Origin of the sequence: Qipengyuania citrea (genome assembly GCF_009828015.1) — a bacterium.
Lineage (GTDB): Bacteria > Pseudomonadota > Alphaproteobacteria > Sphingomonadales > Sphingomonadaceae > Qipengyuania > Qipengyuania citrea.
Map to the genome: position 1 here is coordinate 302,456 of NZ_WTYG01000004.1, position 22,545 is coordinate 325,000.

Here is a 22,545-nt window from a genome sequence, read left to right on the forward strand (position 1 = left end):
ATTACCGCAGGCGGCTGTAGGCGGCGAAGCTGTCGCTGCCAAGCTGGCGTCGTTCGGCCAGCGCCCAGCGCCCGTGTGCGTCGTCCAGCCGTTCGAGCCCGATATCGGCGACCGCGCCGCGCCCGGCCCCGACGATGATCGGCGCGCGGTAGATTTCCAGCCGGTCGACGAGATCGGCGGCGAGGAAGCTGGCCGCGACATTCGCCCCTGCTTCGACATAGAGATACAGCGCTTCGAGCTGGGCGACCTGCTCCGGCCGGTTGATGATCGTGACGCCGTCGGGCGCGACGCCCCGCGACAGCACCACCCGCTGCGGGCTGCGCTCGCCCAGTCCGGGCAGCCGCACGTCGAGGCTGGGCCGGTCGGCGCGCCAGGTGCCCCCGCCGACCAGGATCGCATCGGCCATCGCGCGCCGCGCGTGGACATGCGCGCGCGCCTGCGGCCCCGTGATCCACTGGCTTTCGCCGCCGGCCATGGCGATGCAGCCATCGAGCGACATGGCGATCTTCATCGTGACATGCGGCCGGTCATGGCGGGTGCGGGTGAGATAGCCCGCAAGGCTGGCCTCGGCTGCAGGGGAGCGCAGCAGCCCGGCCTCGATCCCGGCATGGCGCAGGCGCGCCAGCCCGTCGCCCGCAGTGCGCGGGTCGGGATCCTCGACCCCGGCGACGACGCGGGCCACTCCTGCTTCGACCAGCAGGTCGCTGCAGGCCGGACCGCGCGGCGAGCGGTGGGCGCAGGGTTCCAGCGTGACATAGGCGGTGGCCCCGCGCGCTTCCTTGCCCGCCTGCGCCAGCGCGGCGGCTTCGGCATGGGGGCGTCCGCCCGCAGCAGTCCAGCCGCGCCCGACCACGCGGTCGCCCTGCAGCAGAATGCATCCCACGCCCGGATTGGGATAGCTGGCGGGGCGGGCGCGCGTGCTCAGCCGCGCGGCCGCATCAAGCCAGCGCGTGTCACTCGCCGCTGTCGTCAACCGCCGTGCCCGCTGGGTAGAGTTCGCGCCGCCGCGCTTCGGCTTCCGCTTCTTCGCGGGCGCGTTCGATGGCCGCTTCGCGTTCCATCGCCTCGACGTCGAGCCCGGTTGCGCGGCCGAGTGCCTTGTAGGCTTCGATCCTGCGCGCCTCCAGTTCGGCCAGCTCGGCCTCGCGCGCTTCCTTGCGCTGCTGGTTGGCGATGTTCGACTGGCGGATTTCCTCGTCGGTGCGCCCTTCGGCGAAGGTCGAGATATAGGTGACCTTGGGCGCGTCGGGCGGGCGAAAATGCGATTCCTTCGTCAGCATGGCCAGCCCGGTCAGCGGGATGGCGAGGGACAACGCGAGAAACGGCCAGCGATAGGGCCGCGGTTCGCGAATATAGTCCCACAGGTCGGCGAACCCGGCCTTGGCATCGAAGCGAGATTTGAAGCGCATGCGGCGCAAGATAGGCACTTTCGCGGGCCCGCGCCAGTGGGGCTAGTCGAAGGCGGCGTAGAGCTCGCGCCCATGCGCTGAGAGCCAGCGATTGGCCTGCGCGATATGGCCTTCGTACAGCCGGGCGAGCAAGGCGTGGAACGCGGGCGAATGGTCGAAATGAACCAGATGCGCGACCTCGTGCGCGACCACCGAACGGCGAATCGCATCGGGCGCCTGCACCAGCCGCCAGTTGAGCCGCAGCACGCCTTCGGACGAGCAGCTGCCCCAACGCTTGCGCGCCCGGCTCAGCCTGACCGGCGCGGGAGCGAGCTGGCCGCGCGCGCAATAGTCCGCCGCATCTTCGGCGAACAGGCGCAGCGATTCCTGTTCGAGCCAGCGCTGGAGCCGCCTGGCAAGCGTGTCGTGCGGTCCGCCCAGCGTCAGCCTGCCGCCATCCAGCCGCGGGCTGCGCGGTGCATCGCCGCGCCAGTCGACGGCGAGCTCGCGACCGCGGTACAGCAGCCGCCCCTCACCCGCCGGATCGCGCTTGGGCGGGATCTTGGCGAGCTGCGCGGCGAGCCAGTCGCGCCGCGCATGGGCGAAGGCAGTCGCTTCGGCGCTGCGCGCCCAGTGCGGCAGGGTGATCCGCACCGCGCTGCCATCCGCTGCCAGCCGCAGCGTCAGCCGCCGCGCCCGCCGGTGGCGGGTTATCTCGATCGGAAGCGTGCGATCGCCGAGCTCGATCACCGGCTCCAGCGCGTCGCGGCGGAGCCAGTCGATCACGTGGCACCGCCTTCGTCGTCGTCCGGCCCGTCACCGTCGCCCCAGTCGACCACATGGTGTTCCAGCGGACCCGCCTCGTCTTCGCGCACGACGCGCCCGGCCACCGATACGCCGGCCCGGACCACGCCCTTGCGGTCGCCGCTCAGCAGGTAGTGCCAGCGCGGTAGCGGCTGCCCGTCTGCGCGGCGGCGATAGGCGCAGGTCGCCGGCAGCCAGGTGACATCCTCGACGATGCGCAGCGTCAGCCGCAGGCAATCGGGGACGAAGGACTTGCGATGCTTGTAATCGGTACACTGCGCGGTCTGCGGATCGAGCAGCGTGCACGCCACATTGGTGTGCTCGATCTCGCCCGTGTCCTCATATTCGACCTTATGCAGGCAGCAGCGCCCGCAGCCGTCGCACAGCGCTTCCCATTCCTCGGTGGTGAGATCGGCCAGCGGCCGTTCCCAGAACCGGTCCCTCAGCGCACCCATTTGTCCAGTTCCGCGGCAACCGCTTCGGGGCCCTGGTCGGTCGGCAGCATGGCCAGCGGCTCGCCATCGGGGCCGAACAGGTAGGTGATGTTGGTATGCCCGACCAGATAGCCGCCCGCCTCGTTGGGTTCCTCGATCGAATAGACCGCGGCGAAGGCTTCGGTCACCGCGTCGATCTGTTCCTTGGTGCCGGTCATGCCGACCAGGCGGGGGTGGAAGCTGTCGGTGAATTCGGCGAGCACCGCGGGGGTGTCGCGGGCGGGGTCGACGCTGACGAACAGCGGCTGGATCTGCGCGCCCAGCTCGGGATTGGCCTGTTCGAAGGCCTTGAGGCCGGCCATCGCGCGCTGCGTATCGACCGGGCAGACGTCGGGGCAATAGGTGTAGCCGAAGTAGAGCGTGCGGTACTGGCCGTCGAAGTCGCTCCAGCTGACGGGATCGCCGTCCTCGCCGGTCAGCGTGAATTCGGCGCCGATCGCGGCACCGGCCAGCGGCGGCTGTTCGGGCGGGGCATCCTGGCAGGCGGCGAGGGCGAGCAGGGCGGCGACAAGCGGGGCGGAGTTGCGTAGCATGGTGTCACGGTTCATGGTCTGCTAACCCGCGCTCGGCAAGGGCGAGTCAGCCAATGAACTGCGAAAAAATAGGGGCTCCGACGGTGAAACGGTTCGCGAAATACACTCTTCTGGCAGCGCTGGCGGGATCGCTGGTCGCCGGGCCGGTCCATGCCCAGGCGCAGCGCGACGGGTACAAGTTCCTCGATGCTGTTAAGGAACGCAACGGGACCGAAGCCACGCAGCTCCTGTCCGAACCCGGCAACGTGCTGGTCAATTCGCGCGACATCACCAGCGGCGAGACCGCGCTGCACATCGTCACCCAGCGGCGCGATCCCGTCTGGCTGCGGTTCTTGCTGGCCAAGGGCGCCAATCCCAATATCGCTGACCGCAAGGGCGCCACGCCGCTGCAGCTTGCCGCGCAGCTCGGCTTTGTCGAAGGCGTCGAGATCCTCGCCGAACGCGGGGCCGCGGTCGATGTCCCCAACAGCACCGGCGAAACGCCGCTGATCGCCGCCGTGCACCGCCGCGACGGACCGCTGGTGCGGCTGTTGATCGCCGAGGGAGCCGATGCCGACCGGGCCGACAATTCGGGCCGCACCGCGCGCGACTATGCGCGGCTGATGGGCGCGCGTTCCGGTCTGCTCCAGGAAATCGAACGCGCCGAAGCCGATCGCGGCGAACAGACCGAAACCTACGGACCGAATTGAACCATGGACGTTGCCGACCTCACGCTCGACGAATTGCGGCTCGCGCTGGCGCCCGGCATTGCCGATGCGGCGGTGTTCGACGGCTGGAGCGATGCCGCGCTGGAAATGGCCGCCGACCAGCTCGGCGCAGACCGAGATGTCGCGCGGCTCGCGTTCAAGGACGAAGGCGCGATGGGCATGATCTGCGCCTGGATCGAAACGATCGACCGGCAGATGGTGCTCGACCTGCCGCCCGAGAAACTTGCGGGCATGAAGATCCGCGAACGCATCCGCGCGCTGGTGCAATACCGGCTCGATGCGGTGGCCGGGCAGGAAGAATCCCTGCGCCGCGCGCTGGCGATCATGGCCATGCCGCAGAACGCACCGCGCGCGCTCAAGACCGGTTGGAACAGCGCCGATGTGATGTGGCGGCTCGCGGGCGATACGGCGACCGATTACAACCACTACACCAAGCGCGCGATCCTTGCCTCGATCTACGGCGCGACGCTGACGGTGTTCATCGCCGACGAAAGCGACGGCAAGGCCGACACCGCGGCATTTCTCGAGCGGCGGATCGACGGGGTGATGAAGTTCGAGAAGGCCAAGGCCAAATGGTTCGGTCCCGAGCGCGAGACCTTCAGCGTAACGCGCTTTCTCGGCCGGTTGCGCTACCCCGCCAGATAGGCCCGCGCAAACAGCGCGCTATTGATAACCGGTTGCAACAAGCGCGCAGTTCTGACAGTGCGGCGCGCATGACGCTGGACGGGTTTGAAAACGGCAGGACCGCGCGAATCGTGGCGGTTGACTGGGCCTCCTTGGACGAGAGCGAAGGCAAGCGCCTGAAGGCGTTGGGCATCGACGAAGGCGTCGAGGTCGCGGTGACGCGGCGCGGCGTTTTCGGGACCCGCGACCCGCTGGCGGTGCGCGTCGGCCGGATGACCATCGCACTGCGCCGCAGCCACGCGCTGGCGATCGAGGTGGAACCCGTATGACCCGCAAACGTATCGCCGCGCTGGTCGGCAACCCCAATGCGGGCAAGTCGGCCCTGTTCAACGCGCTGACCGGCGCGCGGCAGAAGATCGCCAATTATCCCGGCGTCACGGTGGAGCGCAAGGCCGGCCGCCTGACGCTGCCGAGCGGAGAACCGCTCGAGCTGATCGACCTGCCGGGTTCCTACAGTTTCGATGCCGCGAGCCCCGACGAGGAAGTGACGCGCAAGGTCGTCCACGGCGAATTCGAAGGCGAGGCCACGCCCGAGGTCATCGTGCTCGTCGTCGACGCCGCCAATCTCGAACAGCATCTCGTCTTCGCGCAGGAAGTACTCGAGCTCGGCCGGCCGACGGTGGTCGCGCTGAACATGATCGACCTCGCCGAACGCGACGGGCTCACGCTCGATCCGGCGGCCTTGTCCGCCGCGCTCGGCGTACCGGTGATCCCGACCGTCGCCGTGCGGGGCAGGGGGCTGCAGGAACTGACCGCCGCCATCGCCGAGGCGGAAACCCATGCCGCCGAAGACGCGCAGTGGCGCGGCCATGTCACGCTGCCCGAACGGCGGCTGGTCGCCAAGCACATGGCCCGCGGGGCCACGCTCTCGGCATCGGCACGGCACACGATCGAGAACGGCATCGACCGCGTCCTGCTCAATCCGTGGGTCGGCCCGGTCATCCTGTTCGGCCTGCTGTTCGTGATCTTCCAGGCAGTGTTCGCCTGGGCGACCCCGTTCGCCGATGCGCTGGACGGCGCAGTCGGGGCGATTTCCGGCTGGGTGAGCGGCATCATGCCCGAAGGCTTCATCCGCGATTTCATCACCGAAGGCGTGCTTGCCGGCGTGGGGTCGGTGGTGGTCTTCCTGCCGCAGATCGTGATCCTGTTCTTCTTCATCCTGTTGATGGAGGCAAGCGGCTACATGGCGCGCGCGGCCTTCCTGATGGACCGTCTGATGGCCGGGGTCGGCCTGTCGGGCAAAAGCTTCATTCCGCTGCTGTCCAGTTTCGCCTGTGCGATCCCCGGGATCATGGCCGCGCGCTCGATCCCCGATCCCAAGGACCGGCTGACCACGATCCTCGTCGCGCCGCTGATGACCTGTTCGGCGCGGCTGCCGGTCTATGCCGTCATCATCGCGGCGGTCATCCCGGAGACGAGCGTCGGGCCGGGTATCGGACTGCAGGGGCTGGTGCTGTTCGCGCTTTATCTTGCCGGGATCGTAGGTGCGCTGGTGGTTGCGCTGGTGCTGCGCAACACGCTGGCGAAGGGCGCGGCGAGCGGGTTCATCATGGAAATGCCGCGCTATCAATTGCCGCGGATCAAGGACCTTGCGATCGGCCTGTGGCAACGCGCCTATGTCTTCCTGCGCCGCGCGGGCACGATCATCTTCATGGTCACCATCGCGCTGTGGCTGCTGCTCAGCTTCCCCAAGGCCGAGCCGGGCGAAAGCCAGCTCGATGCCAGCGTTGCGGGCATGGTGGCCGACGGCCTGCACCCGGTGCTCGAACCGATCGGTTTCAACCGCGAGATGAGCCTCGCGCTGATCCCCGCCATGGCGGCGCGCGAAGTGGCAGTGTCGGCGCTGGCAACGACCTATGCCGTCGATGCCGAGGATGAGGATCTCGCCGCCGAAGGCGTGACCGACCGGATCGCCGCGCTGTGGAGCCTGCCGACCGCGCTGGCCTTCCTCGCCTGGTTCGTCTTCGCGCCGCAATGTATCTCGACCATCGCCGTCGCCCGGCGCGAGACCAATGGCTGGAAATGGCCGACCTTCATGGTCGTCTACCTGTTCGTGCTGGCCTATGTCTTTGCCGGGCTGACCTTCTGGATCGCGACCGCGCTGGGACTGTAGAAACCGGGTCCGGTCCGGTGGAAACGCAGCCGCGCCCGTCTAGCCCCCGCTGGCGGGCTGGGTTAGGCCGTGGGTCAACAGTTACGAAGGAATGATTCGATGGCCGGAAGCCTCAACAAAGTCATGCTCATCGGCAATCTCGGTGCCGATCCGGAAATCCGCAGCTTCCAGAATGGCGGCAAGGTCGCCAATCTGCGGATCGCCACCAGCGAAACCTGGAAAGACCGCAACACCGGCGAGCGCCAGGAACGCACCGAATGGCACACGGTCGCGATCTTTTCCGAAGGTCTGGTCGGCGTTGTCGAACGCTTCCTGCGCAAGGGCAGCAAGGTCTATATCGAAGGCCAGCTGCAGACGCGCAAATGGCAGGACCAGTCGGGTAACGACCGCTATTCGACCGAAGTCGTGCTGCGCGGCCTCAACGGCACGTTGACCATGCTTGACGGTGCCCAGGGCGGTGCGGGTGGCGGCGGCAATCGCGGCGGCGGCGGCGGGTCGTGGGACCAGGGAGGCGGTTCGGGCGGTGGCGGCCAGAGCGGCGGCTGGAACCAGGGCGGCGGCGCTGCGGGTGGCGGCGCTGCCGGCGGCGGCATGGGCGGAACCGGCGGCGGCTCGAACTACGACGACCTCGACGACGATATTCCGTTCTGATCGACTTGCGCCCGGGGCGCGCCAAACTGCCTATCGCAATCGTGATAGCCACGGCCTCCTTCCTTCGCGGGTAGGGGGCCGAGGTGCTTGTGATGCTGGCGTATTGCCACGAGGCGTGCAGCGGTGGGGTGGCAGGGAACCGGAGGAGCTTGCCTCTTCGGAGCGAGCGACATTCTTGCCAGCTGCGCTCGATGAGCCAACGCCGCTCGCGCCGACCACAAGCGCCCATAGGCAGGTAACCCCTGCCGCGCAGCGATCCGAAGCCGTTCCTGCCGGATCAGCCCGCCCCCCGCGCCTTTAGGGCATCTTAACCAAGATGCACCTACCCCGACCCGGTTCAGGGGGTACGTGAGGATGAGCATTCAGGACGAGACATCGAGCGATCGCTGGCTCTCGCATTGCGTGTGGATTGTCGCGCTGTGGGCCAGCTTCTTCAATCTGCTCAACTTCAACGGCTATCCGCTTTTCCGGCCCGAGGTAGCGATAACCATGCTGGCGCTTGCGCTGGTCGGGGGGGTGATGGCTCTCATCCAGCAAGCAGCCAAACCGCGCCTGTGGTTCCTCGTCGTGGCACTCTTCGCAGCGGTGCTGGTCGACTTGAACGCATCGATCTCTGCTATCTGGTTCCTAGGCTGCTGGGCCATTTTCGCAGTGATCGCTTTCTATGTCCGCGAGGTCTTCGTGAAGATCCTCTTCGCGGCGGCCGCAGCGGTCCTCTTCTTTCAAGGTGCCGAACTGGTTCTCGATGACGGCAGCCCGCGCGAAGCCGGGAACGAGGCGCAGAACCTGCAGGACCCCGATCGCGATCGCGCGGACCGCCCGGCGATCGTTCACCTGGTGCTCGATTCCTATCTCGGGCTGGACGGCATGGCACTGGGTCCGGACATCTACCGGGACTTGCGGTCCGAGCAGGTCCGCTTCTTCACCAGCCATGATTTCCAGGTCTATCCGCGCGCCTACAGCCCGTATGCGAAGACCTTGAACTCGCTTCCGGCACTGTTTTCCTACGGGCAGGACGAACCCGTGGTCCACTCGATCACCTCGGAATATTCGATACCCGAACAACTGCCATATTTCGCGGATCTCGATTTGATGGGTTATCGCATCGACGCCTTGCTCCCCGCGTATTTCGATCTGTGCGTGAAACAGAAACTGACACGGTGCAGAACGTTCGAAAGTTCCGGGCTGTCTTCCATGCTCGACACCGAAATGAGCGCGACCGACCGTGCGAAAGTGTTCGGCTTCACGATGCTTAACCTGACCAGGACGATCCGCTCCGCCACGGGCAGGATTCGCCCGGACCCCGGGGCTCGGCTGGCCCATAATCGCAGCGAGCTGTTTCCGCTGACCTCGCTAGGGCAGTTCGACAGTTTCATCGCTGACGTCGCCGGTTTGCGCGAGGGGGAAGTGAAGTTCGCACATATTCTGCTGCCGCATGATCCCTATATGCTAGCCGCCGATTGCACGGTGAAACCCGAATCCCGGTGGCTCGATGAACACGGGCCGGGCACTGCCGCTGCGCGCGAACAAGGCTATGCCGACCAGGTGCGCTGTCTCCAGCAGCGGCTCGACCGGCTGCTCGATGCGCTCGATCGCACTCCCGCAGGCCGCGAGGCGATCGTCCTGATCCACGGCGATCACGGATCGCGGATTGCTCCTACGCAGCCATTTGTTGACGGGCCACAGCTTTCGCCGCGCGAGTTGCTGATGTCCTATTCGACCTTTTTCGCGATCCGCGTTCCCGGTGAAAGCCCGGGCGAGGTGCCCGGAACGCATTCTCTCGGCCGGTTGATGGCCGATTTCCGCGCGCGCGAGTTCGCTGCAGCTCCGCGGCCCGCGCCCGCGGTGGACCAGGTAGCGGTGACAGATGCGGCTGGCACCCCGCGCGAGTGGCGGCCGCTGCCGGGTTTTACCCGGTAGATTAATAAGATTTTAGCCAAACCGCTTCACGTTTGACCACAGCCCAGACCCCTTGCGAAGGAATCTCGATGTATCACAGAACCATGGTTTCGCTCGTTGGCCTTGCCGCCATGCTCAGTCTATCTGCGCCGGCCCACGCGTATATCGATCCCGCGACGGGCAGCATTGTCCTGCAGGCGGCGATCGGTGCAGTTGCCGGTGCGACGCTGTTCTTCCGCACTTCGCTGTACAAGGTGAAAGCGCTGTTTAGCCGCCAGAAACCCAGCGGCGAAGAATGAGCGCCAGCGCAGTCCTGGACCCCGGTTCGTTTCGCGATCCGGGCGGTCGAATATTCCGCGTCGGCGAGAAGGTGTTCCGCTCGATAACGGGTAACGCGGCGAGCAATTTTGCACGAGCGGATGAATCCGGCGTCATGCGAAAACTGGTCGAGAGGGGCCGGCTAGTCGATTTCACCGATGTGACCGAACAGGCATCGCAAGTAGGGATCGAACAGGCCGATGTGCTCCTTTCCCATCCGCAGATCCCGTTCATCTCATATCCGTATGAATGGAGCTTCAGCCTGCACAAGGTGGCGGCGCTGGCGCATCTCGACCTGCATCTCGAGCTTCTGGCCCAGGACTTCACGCTCAGCGATGCGACTGCTTACAACATGCAATTCGACGGGACTCGACCGGTCCATATCGACCATCTGTCGATCCGCCCGTACGAGGAAGGCGAGATCTGGGCCGCGCATCGCCAGTTCTGCATGCAGTTCCTCAATCCGCTGCTGATGTGGTCGATGCTCGATCTCCAGCCGAACCATTGGTTCCGCGGATCGCTCGAAGGCATTGCGCCGGAAGACCTGGCCAAACTCGTTCCGCTGAGGAAGCGGCTCAACTGGACCGTGCTGACCCACGTTATCGCCCAGGCGACATTGCAGAACCGGTCGGTGCAGACGACGACGGGGTCGTCGCGGTACCGCGAGGCGCGCCTGCCGCGCTCGAGCTTCGAAGGCATGCTTCGCGGGCTGCGCGGGGCCATCGCGAAAATGGAAGTCCCGTCGCACGAGACGGTGTGGGGCGACTACGCGAACAACACCAGTTACGCCGCTCCCGAAGCCGAGGCCAAGCACGATCTGGTCAAGGAGGTGGTCGCCGCCATCGAGCCGGGCCTGCTCTACGATCTCGGCTGCAATACGGGCGATTATTCGAAGTCGGCGCTAGAGGCCGGGGCCGGGAAGGTCATCGGTTTCGATTTCGACCACGGCGCACTGGAAATTGCCTTCAAGCGCGCGCAATTGGAACAGCTCGATCTGCTGCCGCTGTGGCTCGATGCAGCCAATCCAAGTCCCTCGCAGGGCTGGGGGGAGGCGGAGCGGATGGGCCTTGCCGGGCGCGCCCAGCCCGATGCGCTTCTGGCACTCGCGTTCATTCACCACATTGCCATCGGGCGCAACGTACCGCTCGACATGGCAGTCGACTGGCTCGTGTCCCTTGCGCCTGCCGGAGTGATCGAATTCCCCCACAAGGAAGACCCGATGGTGCAGCTGTTGCTGTCCCAGCGGCCGGATATCTTCCCGGACTATCGCAACGAAACCTTCGCCAACCTGCTGTCGCAGCGCGCGCGGATCGTGAAGGCAGTGGATGTGCTGCCAACGCGAACGTTGTACTGGTTCGAGCGGAACTGACGACCCACGCGGCCAGAGCGGCGCGGCATCGGGCCCGGCGGCGGTTCGAACTACGACGGCCTCGCCGACGATCTTCCGTTCTGATGGGTTACAGCGGCTTGACCAGATATTCGGCGCTGGCGGGGCACAGCGCGGCGAATTCGCGCGAGGATGCGACCGCTGCGGGCGCATCCTCGCGGTCGTGATCGCGGTAACCCAGCTTGCGGAAAAAGTCCGCTGCGGTGGTGGTCAGCAAATGCAGCCGGGCGACACCCTGACGGCGCGCCTCGCTTTCCAGTAGCGCGACGGCCTCGCGCCCTGTGCCCTGACCGCGCGCCGCGCCGAGGATGACGACCGAGCGCAGAATGCGGTCCGGGCCATCGCCCTCGATCCCCCCGAAACCGATACAGCGACCCGCGTGATGGAAGGCGAAAAACGCGCGCCCGTCGTCTTCGATATCATCCACCGGCAGCCCCTCCGCCGCGAGCGCCGGAACAAGCTCCTCGAGCGAGGCCATGGGGGTGATTGTCAGCGCCGTCATGCCTGGTCCTTTTTCAGTGCTGCCAGCGCCTCGGCCAACGGGCCGCTGGGGGCCTGTTCCTCGTCGCTTACGATGCCGGCCCTGCGGCGCGCTTCCTCGGCGCCCGGACCTTCGCGATAGGGATCGATCGCCAGCGCGAGCGTCTGCGCGATCGCTTCGCCCAGATCGAACGCATCGCCTTCGTATTCGATCTGGTCGAGATCCTCGGCGTCGAGCTCGATTTCCTCGTCGGGCGCATAGTCGGGCACCGATCCGGCGGGCACGAAGCGCAGCATGAGCGGCTCGCTCACGTCATAGCTCAGTTCCTCGCGCGTGACCGCGCAGGGCTGGGTGATGGTCGCGGCCAATGTGCCTTCTGCCAGCACGGCATCATCCTTGGTGCCGAAATCCACGGTGGCGGTAAGCGCCGGGATAGCGGTGACGCCGAACCGCGCAGCCAGCGCTGCGCGTTCGGTCTCGCCGGCGTCAACGGTCAATGGCCCTGCAGGCAGGGCGCGCGGTTTGATCGGACGGCTGAGTTCGGGTGCGCTCATGCGGCAAACTCGCCCGCCCGCAGCTGATCCATGCTCGTCCGCTCGAGCCGGGCATGCAGCGCGGCCATGCGCTGGACCAGCGCCTCGGCCTCGTCGGGCTGCGCCATGGTGACATTGCGGCGCACGGCTTCGACCAGCACCTTCGGATCGCTGCGCAATCCTTCGCGATAGGCGCCGATGCGGCCGTTCATGCTTTCCATCAGCGCGTTGATCTTCTTGCCTACGGTGGGATCGCCGATTCCGGCTTCGCGCAGCTGCCCCTCCATGTCCTCGACGAACAGTTCGGTAAGCCGCGCGGTGCTGGCGGCCATCCCGCCTTCGTCTTCCAGCCGCAGCATGACCAGCGTGAGCACCAGCGTGATCATGTCGTAGCGACCCTCGACGCTGTCGGCGACGCCGCACATGCGATACCAGTCGGGATCGCGGGCTTCGGCAACGGTGCGCTGCCACAGGGGGCGCCACTCTTCGCGCGGGTCGGGGCCAAGGGAAAAGACGTTGCCGAAAAGGCGGGCTAGGAAGGACACAAACAACTCCGTTCAGCGGCAATACAGGCCGCGATCCCCAAGCGCCCCCCAATGCCGAGTTGCATGGGCTGGCGCTTTCGGATTAAGGCGTGGGCCAAGCATATAGGGAGGTGGCCGCCTGCGGCCAAGCGCCTGCCGAAAGACGGAGATTTGCTGTTCCCATGAACAGGTCGAAAATTCTGGGCCTTGCCGCGATCGGCGCTGCCGCCATCGCCGCGACGAGCTGCACCGCGATCCGCGAGCCGCGTGGCTACATCGTCGATGCCACGCTGGTGCAATCGGTCCAGCCCGGGATCGACAATGAGCGCAGCGTCACCGGTACGCTGGGGCGTCCGACGTTCGAAAGCCAGTATGGCGAGAAGACCTGGTACTACGTGTCGAGCACGACGGGCCGCAAACCCTTCGTTCGCCCGCGGATTCGCGAGCATTCGGTGCTGGCAGTGAAATTCGATGCCGCGGGCAATGTCGTTTCGGCCGAGCGGACGGGCATGGACCAGGTGGTCTACCTGCGCCCCGATGGCGACGAGACGCCCACGCTGGGCCGCGAACGCAGCTTCCTCGAAGACCTGTTCGGCAATATCGGTGCAGTCGGCCAGCCGGGCCTGGGCCAGGGGCAGTAAGCCTGCGGGCCTGCTCCGGCTTGACCCCCGCCGCGCGCGCCCCATATCGCGCGCATGGATGATAGAGACAATCGCCACGGGCTGACCCAGTGGCATTCCACCACCATTATCGGCGTGAAGCGCGGCGGTGCCACGGTCATCGCCGGCGACGGGCAGGTTTCCATGGGTAACACCGTGATGAAGCCCAATGCGCGCAAGGTGCGCCGGATCGGCGAAGGCGAGAAGGTCGTGGCCGGTTTCGCCGGCGCGACTGCCGATGCCTTCACGCTGTTCGAACGGCTCGAGAAGAAGCTCGAGCAGTACAATGGCCAGCTCCTGCGCGCCGCGGTCGAGCTGACCAAGGACTGGCGCATGGACAAGTACCTGCGCAATCTCGAAGCGTTGATGATCGTGGCGGACGAGGAAAACCTGCTGGTCCTCACCGGCAATGGCGATGTGCTGGAACCCGAAGGCGGTATCGCGGCCATCGGGTCGGGCGGCAATTACGCGCTCAGCGCGGCCAAGGCGCTGGTCGATTACGAGGACGACGCCGAAACCATCGCGCGCAAGGCCATGGCGGTTGCCGCCGATGTCTGCGTGTTCACCAACGGCAATGTGACCGTCGAAACGGTTTGATCTGCGGCATCCCGGCGAAAGCCGGGATGCCGCAGAGCGCCAAATCGAGACAGGTCCCGGCTTTCGCCGGGATGACGATAGGAAGACATGACACAAGCACTGACCCCCAAGGCGATCGTCGCCGCGCTGGACGAACACATCATCGGCCAGAAGGATGCCAAGCGCGCGGTCGCCGTGGCGCTGCGCAATCGCTGGCGCCGCCAGCAGCTCGGCCCCGAGCTGCGCGACGAGGTGACCCCCAAGAACATCCTGATGATCGGCCCCACCGGCTGCGGCAAGACCGAGATCAGCCGGCGGCTGGCCAAGCTGGCCGAGGCCCCCTTCATCAAGATCGAGGCGACCAAGTTCACCGAGGTCGGCTATGTCGGCCGCGATGTCGACCAGATCGCGCGCGACCTGGTCGATGAAGCCATCCGGCTGGAAAAGGAACGCCGCCGCGACGCGGTGCGCGAGGCCGCGAGCAAGGCCGCGATGGAACGGCTGCTGACCGCGCTGGTCGGCGACAATGCCAGCGAAGCGACGCGCGAGGCGTTCCGCCAGCGGATCGTCGACAATTCGATGAACGATACCGAAGTCGAGATCGAAGTGCGCGAGGCCCCCAGCTCGCCGATGGATATCCCCGGCATGCCCGGCGGGGTCGGGATGATCGACCTGTCCGACATGTTCGGCAAGGCCATGGGCAAGAGCCCGCTCAAGCGCCGCAAGCTGAAGGTGCCCGATGCATGGGACCGGCTGGTCGATGAAGAGGCCGAAAACCGCATGGACCAGGACGACGTCAACCGCGTCGCGGTGGAGAATGCGGAAACCAACGGCATCGTCTTCCTCGACGAGATCGACAAAATCGCAGTCAGCGACGTGCGCGGCGGATCGGTCAGCCGCGAAGGGGTGCAGCGCGACCTGCTGCCGCTGATCGAAGGCACCACGGTGGCGACCAAATACGGCCCGATGAAGACCGACCACGTGTTGTTCATCGCGTCGGGCGCGTTCCACGTTTCAAAGCCCAGCGACATGCTGCCCGAACTGCAGGGCCGCCTGCCGATCCGCGTCGAACTGCGCGCGCTGACCGAAGAGGACTTCGTCCGCATCCTCAAGGAAACGCGCGCCAATCTGGTCGAACAGTACCGCGCGCTGATCGGCACGGAGGACGTCACGCTCGACTTCACCGAGGACGCGATCGCCGAAGTCGCCAAGCTGGCGGCGCGGGTCAACGAGACGGTCGAGAACATCGGCGCCCGGCGCTTGCAGACGATGATGGAACGCCTGCTCGAGGATATCAGCTTCGAGGCCGAAGACCGGACCGGCGAGACGATCACGATCGATGCAGCCTATGTACGCGAACGGCTCGAAACGCTGGCGGGCGACGCCGACCTCAGCAAATACATCCTGTAATGGACGGGCTGGGGCGCGGTGGCCGGACGATGATCGCCGCCATGGCGCCCCGGCTCGACCCGCGCCGCTGGCGCTTCGTGCTCGTGCAACCGGACACGGCGCCGCAATTGCTCGGCGCGGCGATCGGTACCTTCCGCGAGGACGAGGGCGTAACGGCGATCGTTCCTGCCGATGTAGCAGGTGAACTGGGCATCGAGGGCCCCGACTTCGCGAGGATCACGCTGACGGTGCATTCCGACCTTGAAGGTGTCGGACTGACCTCCGCCGTGTCGGGCGCGCTGGCCAATGCCGGGATCGCCTGCAATATGATCGCGGCATTCCACCATGATCACGCCTTCGTACCTTGCGCCCGCGCTGCGGAGGCACTCGACGTGCTGCGCGCCCTGGTGGCCGGGGCCTGACGATCGGCGCCAGCTTCCGGGCCGGGATCGGCCACTCGAATAGAGCGAAACCGAAGCGCGCGACGTGTGTTCCTTTGGTGAAGCGCCGGAACACTCCGGCCACGCCCAAACCCCCCCGAAAGGACGAACGCTATGAAAATTCTTATGGTTCTGACGAGCCACGACGAGCTCGGCGACACAGGCGACAAGACGGGCTTCTGGCTCGAGGAATTCGCTGCCCCCTATTACGTCCTCAAGGATGCCGGGCATGACATTACGCTGGCCAGCCCGGCCGGCGGCAAGCCGCCGCTGGATCCGAAATCCGACGAGCCCGATGCGCAGACCGCGGCGACCGAACGGTACAAGAAGGACAGCGAGGCGCAGGCGCAGCTGGCCTCGACCGAGAAACTCGCGGATGTCGATGTCGCATCGTTCGACGGCGTCTTCTACCCGGGCGGTCACGGGCCGCTCTGGGACCTTGCCGAGAGCGCGGTTTCGAAAGCCGTGATCGAAGACACGCTGGCCGCCGGCAAGCCGGTAGCGCTGGTCTGCCATGCGCCTGCCGTGCTGAAGAACGTCACCGCGCCGAATGGCGACCCGATCGTCAAGGGACGCAAGGTCACCGGCTTCACCAACCAGGAAGAAGACGCGGTCGGCCTGACCGATGTCGTGCCCTTCCTGCTCGAAGACGTGTTGATCGAGCAGGGCGGGACCTTCTCCAAGCAGGGCGTCTTCGAACCCTATGTCGTTCAGGACGGCCTGCTCATCACTGGCCAGAACCCGCCGTCGAGCGAGCCTGCGGCCGAGAAGCTGCTGGAAGCGCTGAAAGCGGACTAGGCTTCGGCGAATGCACTAAAAAGGGCGGGCGCGGATTGACCGTGCCCGCCCTTTTTCATGCCTGCAGCTGCGTATCAGCAACGGCCCGCAAAGGGGCGACCAGTGCCCCCGACATGCGGCTTACGGATGCGGGGCCAGCCCGATTTCGACACCGGTCTTGTCGGTCAGCGCGAACTTGTCGACCAGATCGCTGCTCGCGCGGTTGAGCCCGACGACCTGCACGCTGCGGCCATTGCGGCGCATGCGTTCGACCACCTTGTCGAGCGCGCCGACCGCGCTGATGTCCCAGAAATGCGCTTTCGACACGTCGATGATCACGTGGTCGGCCGGATCGGGCATGATGCTCTCGGGCCCGAGCGCGGCTTCGAAGCGTTCGACGCTGGCGTAGAAGATCTGCCCCTTGGCGCGGTAGGTCGCGGTTTCCCCGTCGCGTTCGCGGACGACCTCGAACATGGTCATCACCTTGTGGGTGAAGAACACGCCCGACAGGATCACGCCTGCCAACACGCCCAGCGCGAGGTTGTGCGTGGCCACTACGACGGCGACCGTGGTCAGCATGACCACCGAGCTCTGCCACGGGTGCTTGCCGATATTGGGAATGGAGTTCCACGAGAAGGTGCCGATCGACACCATGATCATGATCGCCACCAGCGCGGGCATCGGCACTTGGCCGACGAGGTCGCCGAGCAGCGCGAGCAGGATCAGCAGCGACAGGCCGGCGGTAAAGGTCGACAGCCGGCCGCGGCCGCCGCTGGTCACGTTGATGACCGACTGGCCGATCATCGCGCAGCCGCCCATCCCGCCGAAGAAGGCCGCGACGATATTGGCGATCCCCTGGCCGCCGCTTTCGCGGCGCTTGTTGCTGCCGGTATGCGTCATGTCGTCGACGATCTGCGCGGTGAGCAGCGATTCGAGCAGGCCGACCGCGGCCATGGTCGCCGAATAGGGAGCGATGATGGCCAGCGTTTCCCAGTTCAGCGGCACATCGGGCAGCGCGAAATAGGGCAGGCCTTCGGGCAATTCGCCCATGTCGGTGACCGTATTGACCGGCGCATCGAGGTATATCGTCAGCGCGGTGAGCACGATGATCGCGATCAGCGGGCTGGGCACGGCGGTGGTGACCTTCGGGATCAGGTAGATCATCGCCAGCGCGGCCGCGACCATGGCATAGGTCACCCAGCCGATCCCTGCATTGCTCGGGTCGAGCTGCGGCAACTGCGCCATGAAGATGAGGATTGCCAGCGCATTGACGAAGCCGGTGATGACCGAACGGCTGACGAACTGCATCAGCAGGTCGAGCCGCAGCAGCGCGGCAATGCCTTGGAATACCCCCATCAATATGGTCGCGGCGAAGAGATATTCGACCCCGTGATCGCGCACCAGCGGCACCACCACCACGGCCACCGCCGCAGTCGCTGCGGAGATCATGCCCGGGCGTCCGCCGGTAAAGGCAATCACCATCGCGATCGCGACCGAGGCATAGAGCCCGACGCGCGGATCGACCCCGGCGATGATCGAGAAGCCGATCGCCTCGGGTATCAGCGCCAGCGCGACGACGAGCCCGGCGAGCACGTCGGCGCGGATGTTGGAGAACCAGTCGCGGTGGATCGCGGCACGGTCGAGCATGGGAAATGTCCTGTCAGGTTCGGAAAATGGCGCACGCAGACCGGCGCGCAGAATTCGCATCGCCCTATGAACGATGTTGCATTGCAGCACAAGATGCGCGCGGATTGGCGGCCCGGGCCGTGCCGCTCGGTTGCGGCCCGGGACGGTGCCTAGTCGCTGCGTTCCGCCTGCTGGCGCGCCCACATTTCGGCATACAGTCCGCGCGCCTGCAGCAGCTCGGCATGGGTGCCGCTTTCGGCCAGTCGGCCCTGGTCGAGCACCAGGATGCGGTCGGCATCGGCGATCGTCGACAGGCGGTGGGCAATGGCCAGCGTGGTGCGGTCTTCGGACACGCGGTGCAGCGTGGCGAGGATCTCCTGCTCGGTCCGGCTGTCCAACGCGCTCGTCGCTTCGTCCAGCAGCAGGATCGGGGGGTTCTTGACCAGCGTGCGCGCGATCGCGACCCGTTGTTTCTCACCGCCCGACAGTTTCAGCCCGCGTTCGCCCACTTCGGTATCGAGCCCGTCGGGAAGGCGTTCGATGAAGGGCATGATCGACGCATCGGCCGCTGCTGCGACCACCGCTTCGCGCGACGCACCCCCGCGGCCATAGGCGATGTTGTAGCCGATGGTGTCGTTGAACAGCACGCTGTCCTGGGGAACGATGCCGATGCTCTCGCGCAGGCTGGCCTGCGTCACTTGCGCGATGTCCTGCCCGTCGATCAGGATGCGCCCCTGCCACGGATCGTAGAACCGGAACAGCAGCCGCCCGATCGTGCTCTTGCCCGCGCCCGACGGGCCGACGATCGCCACATGCTTGCCCGCGGGGACTTCGAAACTGAGCCCGTGGAGGATCTCGCGGTCCGGTTCATATCCGAAATGGACATCGTCGAAGACCACAGTCGGCTGGCGGACCACGAGCGCGGGCGCAGCGGGTGCGTCCTTCACTTCGGTCTCGGTATCGATCAGGCGAAACATCTCCGCCATGTCGATCAGCCCCTGCCGGACCGTCCGGTACACCATGCCGAGCATGTCGAGCGGGCGGAACAGCTGGATCAGATAGGTGTTCACCAGCACCAGATCGCCGGTGGTCAGCACGCCCTTGCTCCATTGCCACACGGTGAACCCCATCGCGCCGCCCATCAGCAGGTTCATGATGACTGCCTGGCCGATGTTGAGCAGGCCGAGCGAGTTCTGGCTGCGCACCGCTGCATCGGCATAGGACCGCGCGGATTCGGCATAGCGCGCGTGCTCGCGCGTCTCGGCGCCGAAATATTTGACCGTCTCGTAATTGAGCAGGCTGTCGACCGAGCGGGCGAGCGCGGTGCCGTCTAGTTCGTTCATCCGCCGGCGCAGTTCGTTGCGCCATTCGGTGACCTTGCGCGTCAGCGTGATATAGGCAGCCACGGTCAGCGCGGTGGCGGCGACCAGTTCCCACCCGAAATTGAGATAGAAGATCACTCCGACCGCCACCAGCTCGACGGCGGTGGGCGCAATGTTGAACAACAGGAAGTACAGCATCGTGTCGATGCTCTTGGTCCCGCGATCGATCGTCTTGGTCACTTCGCCCGTGCGGCGCGCAAGGTGGAAGCGCAGCGACAGCTGGTGCAGCCGCCGGAAGGTGTCCTCGGCGAGCTGGCGCGTGGCATCCTGCCCGACGCGTTCGAAGGTGATGTTGCGCAGATTGTCGAACACCACGGCGGCGAGGCGCCCGGCGGCATAGGCGATGACAAAGGCCAGCGCGACCATCGCGGTTTCGTTCGCGGGTGTGGTCATGGCATCGACCGCACCCTTGTAGGCGAAGGGCAGTGCCAGCATCGTGCCCTTGGCCAGCAGCACGAACACCATCGCACCGGCGATCCGACGCCTGAGCGAGGGATTGTCGGCGGGCCATAGATAGGGAAGGAAGCGCCGGATCGTCACCCAGCCTTCGGGATCGTCGGGCCGGGCGGGTGAAGCGTAGTCGGGTGGCATGCCCGGCTATGTGGGAGGGATGCGTGTGCGGGGCAAGGCGGCGCTCCGCCATAACCCCCGCGCGGTGGACATGGCGATTGGCGACCGCGCGCAGGGGTACTGGCCGAGCGCGGGCGCCATTTCTCCCGCGTGCCGCAGTTCGGGCCCGCAGTTCACTCGGCGGCGTCGCGGGTCCGCCCGGCGGGGGCCGGCGTGGCAGCGGCGGTGGGCAGGGGATCTGCCGGGGTCCGCCTGATCATGGCGATGCTCTGACGCACGATATCGGGCCATACGAGGTAGAGCATGCCCGCATAGGTCGCGGCGCCTGCAGTGCCGAGCAGTGCGAGCGTGGCGACCGGGCCGATTTCCGCCGGCAGGGCCAGCCGCAGGCCACCGACCACACCGACCATGGCGAGGCAGGCGAGCACCGGCGGCGCGGCGGCCACCACGAGGCGGCGCAGCGGGAGGTCGATCTGCGGCAGGGTGAGCGCGAGCGTGAAGATCAACAGCAGCGGCGCGGCCACCCACCACGCCCGCACCAGCCCCTGCGCGCCGAACTGGACGCCGATGAAGAAGGAGCCGGCAAACAGGATCGCGCCCGCGATGCTGGTGGCAAGATAGAAGCCTTCCTTCCCCGTCGCCGTGCAGGTCGGCGAACAGATGATCTGCACCGCCATCAGTGGCATGACGATAGCGAGCCCCGATACGATGGGCGCCATCCCGGTCCATTTCTCGCCGAACACCACCAGGATCGCTTCGGGGGCGGTCAGCGCCAGCCCGATATAGATCGGCGTGACGACCAGCAGCACGCTTTGCATGGTGCGTTCGAAATAGGGGCCCAGGCTGCGACCCGCCTTGTGCAGTTCTGCATAGGCAGGGAAGGCCACGTCGTTGAGCGGCGGGATGAAGCGTCCGGTCACGATCAGCGTCAGGAACAGCGCCTCGGAATAGAGCCCCAGCTCATAGACCGAGAAAACGCGCCCCGCGATGAAGATGTCGCTCTGGCTCTGGATGATCCAGAACAGCTGGCACAGTGTCAGCGCACCGCCGAACCCGATCATTCGCCGGGCGCCCCTGAGATCGAACACCGGGCGCACCCACAACCGCGCCGCTATGCTCATGATCACTGCCCGGACCGCGATTCCCGCGATCGGTGCATAGATCAGCGCCCAGACGCCGAAGCCGTACCATGCCAGCGCGAGCGCCGTTGTTGCAGCGACCGCGGCCGACACCAGATTGGCGATCCCCTGGCTGCGAAACTCGAGCCGCCGCGCGAGCAGCGCGGTGGGCAGGGCAGTGAAGGGGATGGCGAGGAAGATCAGCGCCTGCACGCGCAGCAGCCGGGCGACCTCGGGCTGACCGTAGTAATCGGCCACGATCGGGGCCAGCGCCAGCTGCGCGGCCGCGAGCAGGCCGTTGGTCAGCAGGAGCAGCGCGAACACCTGCCCGATCTCGCGGTCGCCGACCCGGTCGGCCTGGATCAGCGAGCTGGCAAAGCTCCAGCCATTCAGGAAGTGGAGCGCAGTCACGATCACCTGGCTCATGGCGAACAGGCCGTAGTCGGAGGGCTCGAGCAGCCGCACGACCATGATCGTCGATCCCCAGGTGATGAACTGCGCGACCAGCTGGCTGCCCCAGCGCCAGGCCAGCGCCTTGCGCACGCGCGCGCCAAAACCTTCGGGGGCATCGTGCTCGGCAGCGTCGCGCATCGTCATGCCTGCAGTGCTAGGCGCGATTCGTCGCGATTGCGAGGCGCGAGGCGGCCCGGCGTCCGGGTAATTTGCCCCGAATCCGGCCGTGCAGCGCCATCGGTCGGAGAATTTCGGGCGGGGCGCGGTTGATCATTACCGCACGCTCCCTATATCGGAATGGCAGCGGGGACGCTGCAAGCCGCACGATTGAGCGGTTTTGCAAAAAACCCGAAACAAAACTGCAAAAAGGTTATTGACCGAATCCTTGGTGGGACCTAGATGGCCCTCACCGACGCGGTGCTGACGGCTTCCACTGTCCGCTGCAACGGTCGCCAACATTGTCGGATAGCCGGTCCCCCGGTTTAAGGTCGGGGCAGGATCAGCTGTCCGTTGTTAGTGTCTGGCGGTTCTTTGACATTGTTGTTTATTGATGAAGGGACATGTGGGCGACGGCGCCCGGTCCGGGGGTTTTAAGGCTCCGGATACCGGTTAATTCAAGCCGATTGCCACATCCTCTGGTGAACTCCACGTTTGCCATTGGGTGATGCATGTTCATTCGTATCCATTACGTTTGACAGTGCAGGTATCGGCTCCTTGAAGCTCATGCCAAGCAGGTTAGCGGGGTTTTCCCCGTGCTTGATTGGTGTGTGACACAAACTTGAGAGTTTGATCCTGGCTCAGAACGAACGCTGGCGGCATGCCTAACACATGCAAGTCGAACGAACCCTTCGGGGTGAGTGGCGCACGGGTGCGTAACGCGTGGGAACCTGCCTTTAGGTTCGGAATAACAGTTAGAAATGACTGCTAATACCGGATAATGTCTTCGGACCAAAGATTTATCGCCTTTAGATGGGCCCGCGTTAGATTAGATAGTTGGTGGGGTAATGGCCTACCAAGTCGACGATCTATAGCTGGTCTG

At 65.9% G+C, this 22,545-nt stretch carries 24 protein-coding genes and 1 rRNA gene (1 of these 25 running past the window's edge); 14 read left to right on the forward strand and 11 right to left on the reverse strand.

The window, feature by feature from the left end; translation table 11 throughout:
• Position 1 precedes the first annotated feature (1 nt).
• Genes ribD through GRI55_RS13460 form a run of 5 tightly spaced genes read right to left on the reverse strand, consistent with a single transcriptional unit; the run spans position 2 to position 3,234 of the window.
• On the reverse strand, positions 2-973 hold the full coding sequence (gene ribD / locus GRI55_RS13440) for a bifunctional diaminohydroxyphosphoribosylaminopyrimidine deaminase/5-amino-6-(5-phosphoribosylamino)uracil reductase RibD (RefSeq protein WP_160767514.1): 972 nt from the start codon (positions 971-973) through the stop codon (positions 2-4).
• Positions 954-1,409, reverse strand: a complete 456-nt coding sequence (locus GRI55_RS13445) for a hypothetical protein (protein WP_063505448.1) — start codon at positions 1,407-1,409, stop codon at positions 954-956. The genes ribD and GRI55_RS13445 overlap by 20 nt, the downstream gene beginning before the upstream one ends.
• A gap of 42 nt (positions 1,410-1,451) precedes the next feature.
• Complete coding sequence (locus GRI55_RS13450) at positions 1,452-2,174, reverse strand: M48 family metallopeptidase (protein WP_160767515.1); 723 nt, start codon at positions 2,172-2,174, stop codon at positions 1,452-1,454.
• Complete coding sequence (locus GRI55_RS13455) at positions 2,171-2,647, reverse strand: YcgN family cysteine cluster protein (RefSeq protein WP_160767516.1); 477 nt, start codon at positions 2,645-2,647, stop codon at positions 2,171-2,173. The genes GRI55_RS13450 and GRI55_RS13455 overlap by 4 nt, the downstream gene beginning before the upstream one ends.
• On the reverse strand, positions 2,635-3,234 hold the full coding sequence (locus tag GRI55_RS13460; protein WP_050599198.1) for an SCO family protein: 600 nt from the start codon (positions 3,232-3,234) through the stop codon (positions 2,635-2,637). The genes GRI55_RS13455 and GRI55_RS13460 overlap by 13 nt, the downstream gene beginning before the upstream one ends.
• 68 nt (positions 3,235-3,302) lie before the next feature.
• Here GRI55_RS13460 and GRI55_RS13465 point away from each other — a divergent pair, with 68 nt between their 5' ends.
• The 8 genes from GRI55_RS13465 to GRI55_RS13500 all read left to right on the forward strand — a co-directional run bounded on the left by GRI55_RS13465 (position 3,303) and on the right by GRI55_RS13500 (position 10,960).
• A complete protein-coding gene (locus tag GRI55_RS13465; RefSeq protein WP_307020109.1) occupies positions 3,303-3,908 on the forward strand; it encodes an ankyrin repeat domain-containing protein in 606 nt (201 codons plus the stop codon).
• Positions 3,909-3,911: 3 nt separating this feature from the next.
• Complete coding sequence (locus GRI55_RS13470) at positions 3,912-4,571, forward strand: COQ9 family protein (protein WP_160767518.1); 660 nt, start codon at positions 3,912-3,914, stop codon at positions 4,569-4,571.
• Positions 4,572-4,639: 68 nt separating this feature from the next.
• Positions 4,640-4,879, forward strand: coding sequence for a FeoA family protein (locus GRI55_RS13475; protein WP_063505453.1), 240 nt, complete (start codon positions 4,640-4,642; stop codon positions 4,877-4,879).
• Positions 4,876-6,723: a ferrous iron transporter B gene (gene feoB / locus GRI55_RS13480; RefSeq protein ID WP_050599202.1), complete on the forward strand. Its 1,848-nt coding sequence runs from the start codon at positions 4,876-4,878 to the stop codon at positions 6,721-6,723. The genes GRI55_RS13475 and feoB overlap by 4 nt, the downstream gene beginning before the upstream one ends.
• A 99-nt stretch (positions 6,724-6,822) precedes the next feature.
• Positions 6,823-7,374 carry a single-stranded DNA-binding protein gene (gene ssb, locus GRI55_RS13485; protein ID WP_050599203.1) on the forward strand — a complete coding sequence of 184 codons (552 nt, stop codon included), beginning with the start codon at positions 6,823-6,825 and terminating at the stop codon, positions 7,372-7,374.
• Between the two features lie 354 nt (positions 7,375-7,728).
• Positions 7,729-9,294 carry an alkaline phosphatase family protein gene (locus tag GRI55_RS13490; protein WP_160767519.1) on the forward strand — a complete coding sequence of 522 codons (1,566 nt, stop codon included), beginning with the start codon at positions 7,729-7,731 and terminating at the stop codon, positions 9,292-9,294.
• 68 nt (positions 9,295-9,362) lie between these two features.
• The gene (locus GRI55_RS13495) at positions 9,363-9,572 is read left to right on the forward strand and encodes a hypothetical protein (protein ID WP_156488874.1); all 210 of its coding nucleotides are present in this window, start codon (positions 9,363-9,365) and stop codon (positions 9,570-9,572) included.
• 134 nt (positions 9,573-9,706) lie between these two features.
• On the forward strand, positions 9,707-10,960 hold the full coding sequence (locus GRI55_RS13500; RefSeq protein ID WP_237452541.1) for a class I SAM-dependent methyltransferase: 1,254 nt from the start codon (positions 9,707-9,709) through the stop codon (positions 10,958-10,960).
• Between the two features lie 88 nt (positions 10,961-11,048).
• Here the strand turns inward: GRI55_RS13500 and arsN2 are convergent, their stop codons facing one another.
• From arsN2 to GRI55_RS13515, 3 genes are read right to left on the reverse strand one after another with little or no spacing between them, the layout of a single operon-like run.
• A complete protein-coding gene (gene arsN2 / locus GRI55_RS13505) occupies positions 11,049-11,480 on the reverse strand; it encodes an arsenic resistance N-acetyltransferase ArsN2 (RefSeq protein WP_160767521.1) in 432 nt (143 codons plus the stop codon).
• Positions 11,477-12,013, reverse strand: a complete 537-nt coding sequence (locus GRI55_RS13510) for a YceD family protein (RefSeq protein WP_063505458.1) — start codon at positions 12,011-12,013, stop codon at positions 11,477-11,479. Before GRI55_RS13510 ends, arsN2 begins: the two co-directional genes overlap by 4 nt.
• Positions 12,010-12,537: a ubiquinol-cytochrome C chaperone family protein gene (locus tag GRI55_RS13515; RefSeq protein ID WP_050599220.1), complete on the reverse strand. Its 528-nt coding sequence runs from the start codon at positions 12,535-12,537 to the stop codon at positions 12,010-12,012. Before GRI55_RS13515 ends, GRI55_RS13510 begins: the two co-directional genes overlap by 4 nt.
• 161 nt (positions 12,538-12,698) lie before the next feature.
• Between GRI55_RS13515 and GRI55_RS13520 the strand changes: the two genes are divergently transcribed.
• From GRI55_RS13520 to GRI55_RS13540, 5 genes are all read left to right on the forward strand, one after another.
• Positions 12,699-13,157, forward strand: coding sequence for an outer membrane protein assembly factor BamE (locus tag GRI55_RS13520; protein WP_160767522.1), 459 nt, complete (start codon positions 12,699-12,701; stop codon positions 13,155-13,157).
• A gap of 54 nt (positions 13,158-13,211) precedes the next feature.
• On the forward strand, positions 13,212-13,772 hold the full coding sequence (gene hslV / locus GRI55_RS13525; protein ID WP_063505459.1) for an ATP-dependent protease subunit HslV: 561 nt from the start codon (positions 13,212-13,214) through the stop codon (positions 13,770-13,772).
• Positions 13,773-13,859: 87 nt separating this feature from the next.
• The gene (gene hslU, locus GRI55_RS13530) at positions 13,860-15,161 is read left to right on the forward strand and encodes an ATP-dependent protease ATPase subunit HslU (protein WP_160767523.1); all 1,302 of its coding nucleotides are present in this window, start codon (positions 13,860-13,862) and stop codon (positions 15,159-15,161) included.
• Positions 15,161-15,562, forward strand: a complete 402-nt coding sequence (locus tag GRI55_RS13535) for an ACT domain-containing protein (RefSeq protein ID WP_160767524.1) — start codon at positions 15,161-15,163, stop codon at positions 15,560-15,562. The genes hslU and GRI55_RS13535 overlap by 1 nt, the downstream gene beginning before the upstream one ends.
• Positions 15,563-15,694: 132 nt before the next feature.
• Positions 15,695-16,378, forward strand: coding sequence for a type 1 glutamine amidotransferase domain-containing protein (locus GRI55_RS13540; protein ID WP_160767525.1), 684 nt, complete (start codon positions 15,695-15,697; stop codon positions 16,376-16,378).
• A 120-nt stretch (positions 16,379-16,498) separates the two neighbouring features.
• On the opposite strand, the gene GRI55_RS13545 is transcribed toward GRI55_RS13540, so the two are convergent.
• The 3 genes from GRI55_RS13545 to GRI55_RS13555 form a co-directional block, all read right to left on the reverse strand.
• The gene (locus GRI55_RS13545) at positions 16,499-18,004 is read right to left on the reverse strand and encodes a SulP family inorganic anion transporter (RefSeq protein ID WP_160767526.1); all 1,506 of its coding nucleotides are present in this window, start codon (positions 18,002-18,004) and stop codon (positions 16,499-16,501) included.
• A 149-nt stretch (positions 18,005-18,153) separates the two neighbouring features.
• Positions 18,154-19,956 carry an ABCB family ABC transporter ATP-binding protein/permease gene (locus GRI55_RS13550; protein ID WP_160767527.1) on the reverse strand — a complete coding sequence of 601 codons (1,803 nt, stop codon included), beginning with the start codon at positions 19,954-19,956 and terminating at the stop codon, positions 18,154-18,156.
• Between the two features lie 152 nt (positions 19,957-20,108).
• The gene (locus tag GRI55_RS13555) at positions 20,109-21,650 is read right to left on the reverse strand and encodes a lipopolysaccharide biosynthesis protein (RefSeq protein ID WP_237452542.1); all 1,542 of its coding nucleotides are present in this window, start codon (positions 21,648-21,650) and stop codon (positions 20,109-20,111) included.
• A gap of 630 nt (positions 21,651-22,280) precedes the next feature.
• Between GRI55_RS13555 and GRI55_RS13560 the strand changes: the two genes are divergently transcribed.
• A 16S ribosomal RNA gene (locus GRI55_RS13560) occupies positions 22,281-22,545 on the forward strand (it continues 1,224 nt past the right edge of the window).

Coding starts and splice junctions, on each gene's coding strand:
- hslV (WP_063505459.1), top strand. CDS start 13,212: ATGGATGATAGAGACAATCGCCACGGGCTGACCCAGTGGCATTCCACC.
- GRI55_RS13500 (WP_237452541.1), top strand. CDS start 9,707: ATGCGAAAACTGGTCGAGAGGGGCCGGCTAGTCGATTTCACCGATGTG.
- GRI55_RS13495 (WP_156488874.1), top strand. CDS start 9,363: ATGTATCACAGAACCATGGTTTCGCTCGTTGGCCTTGCCGCCATGCTC.
- GRI55_RS13475 (WP_063505453.1), top strand. CDS start 4,640: ATGACGCTGGACGGGTTTGAAAACGGCAGGACCGCGCGAATCGTGGCG.
- GRI55_RS13455 (WP_160767516.1), bottom strand. CDS start 2,647: ATGGGTGCGCTGAGGGACCGGTTCTGGGAACGGCCGCTGGCCGATCTC.
- GRI55_RS13460 (WP_050599198.1), bottom strand. CDS start 3,234: ATGAACCGTGACACCATGCTACGCAACTCCGCCCCGCTTGTCGCCGCC.
- GRI55_RS13555 (WP_237452542.1), bottom strand. CDS start 21,650: ATGACGATGCGCGACGCTGCCGAGCACGATGCCCCCGAAGGTTTTGGC.
- GRI55_RS13445 (WP_063505448.1), bottom strand. CDS start 1,409: ATGCGCTTCAAATCTCGCTTCGATGCCAAGGCCGGGTTCGCCGACCTG.
- GRI55_RS13535 (WP_160767524.1), top strand. CDS start 15,161: ATGGACGGGCTGGGGCGCGGTGGCCGGACGATGATCGCCGCCATGGCG.
- hslU (WP_160767523.1), top strand. CDS start 13,860: ATGACACAAGCACTGACCCCCAAGGCGATCGTCGCCGCGCTGGACGAA.
- GRI55_RS13545 (WP_160767526.1), bottom strand. CDS start 18,004: ATGCTCGACCGTGCCGCGATCCACCGCGACTGGTTCTCCAACATCCGC.
- GRI55_RS13510 (WP_063505458.1), bottom strand. CDS start 12,013: ATGAGCGCACCCGAACTCAGCCGTCCGATCAAACCGCGCGCCCTGCCT.
- feoB (WP_050599202.1), top strand. CDS start 4,876: ATGACCCGCAAACGTATCGCCGCGCTGGTCGGCAACCCCAATGCGGGC.
- ssb (WP_050599203.1), top strand. CDS start 6,823: ATGGCCGGAAGCCTCAACAAAGTCATGCTCATCGGCAATCTCGGTGCC.
- arsN2 (WP_160767521.1), bottom strand. CDS start 11,480: ATGACGGCGCTGACAATCACCCCCATGGCCTCGCTCGAGGAGCTTGTT.
- GRI55_RS13470 (WP_160767518.1), top strand. CDS start 3,912: ATGGACGTTGCCGACCTCACGCTCGACGAATTGCGGCTCGCGCTGGCG.
- GRI55_RS13490 (WP_160767519.1), top strand. CDS start 7,729: ATGAGCATTCAGGACGAGACATCGAGCGATCGCTGGCTCTCGCATTGC.
- GRI55_RS13550 (WP_160767527.1), bottom strand. CDS start 19,956: ATGCCACCCGACTACGCTTCACCCGCCCGGCCCGACGATCCCGAAGGC.
- GRI55_RS13520 (WP_160767522.1), top strand. CDS start 12,699: ATGAACAGGTCGAAAATTCTGGGCCTTGCCGCGATCGGCGCTGCCGCC.
- GRI55_RS13540 (WP_160767525.1), top strand. CDS start 15,695: ATGAAAATTCTTATGGTTCTGACGAGCCACGACGAGCTCGGCGACACA.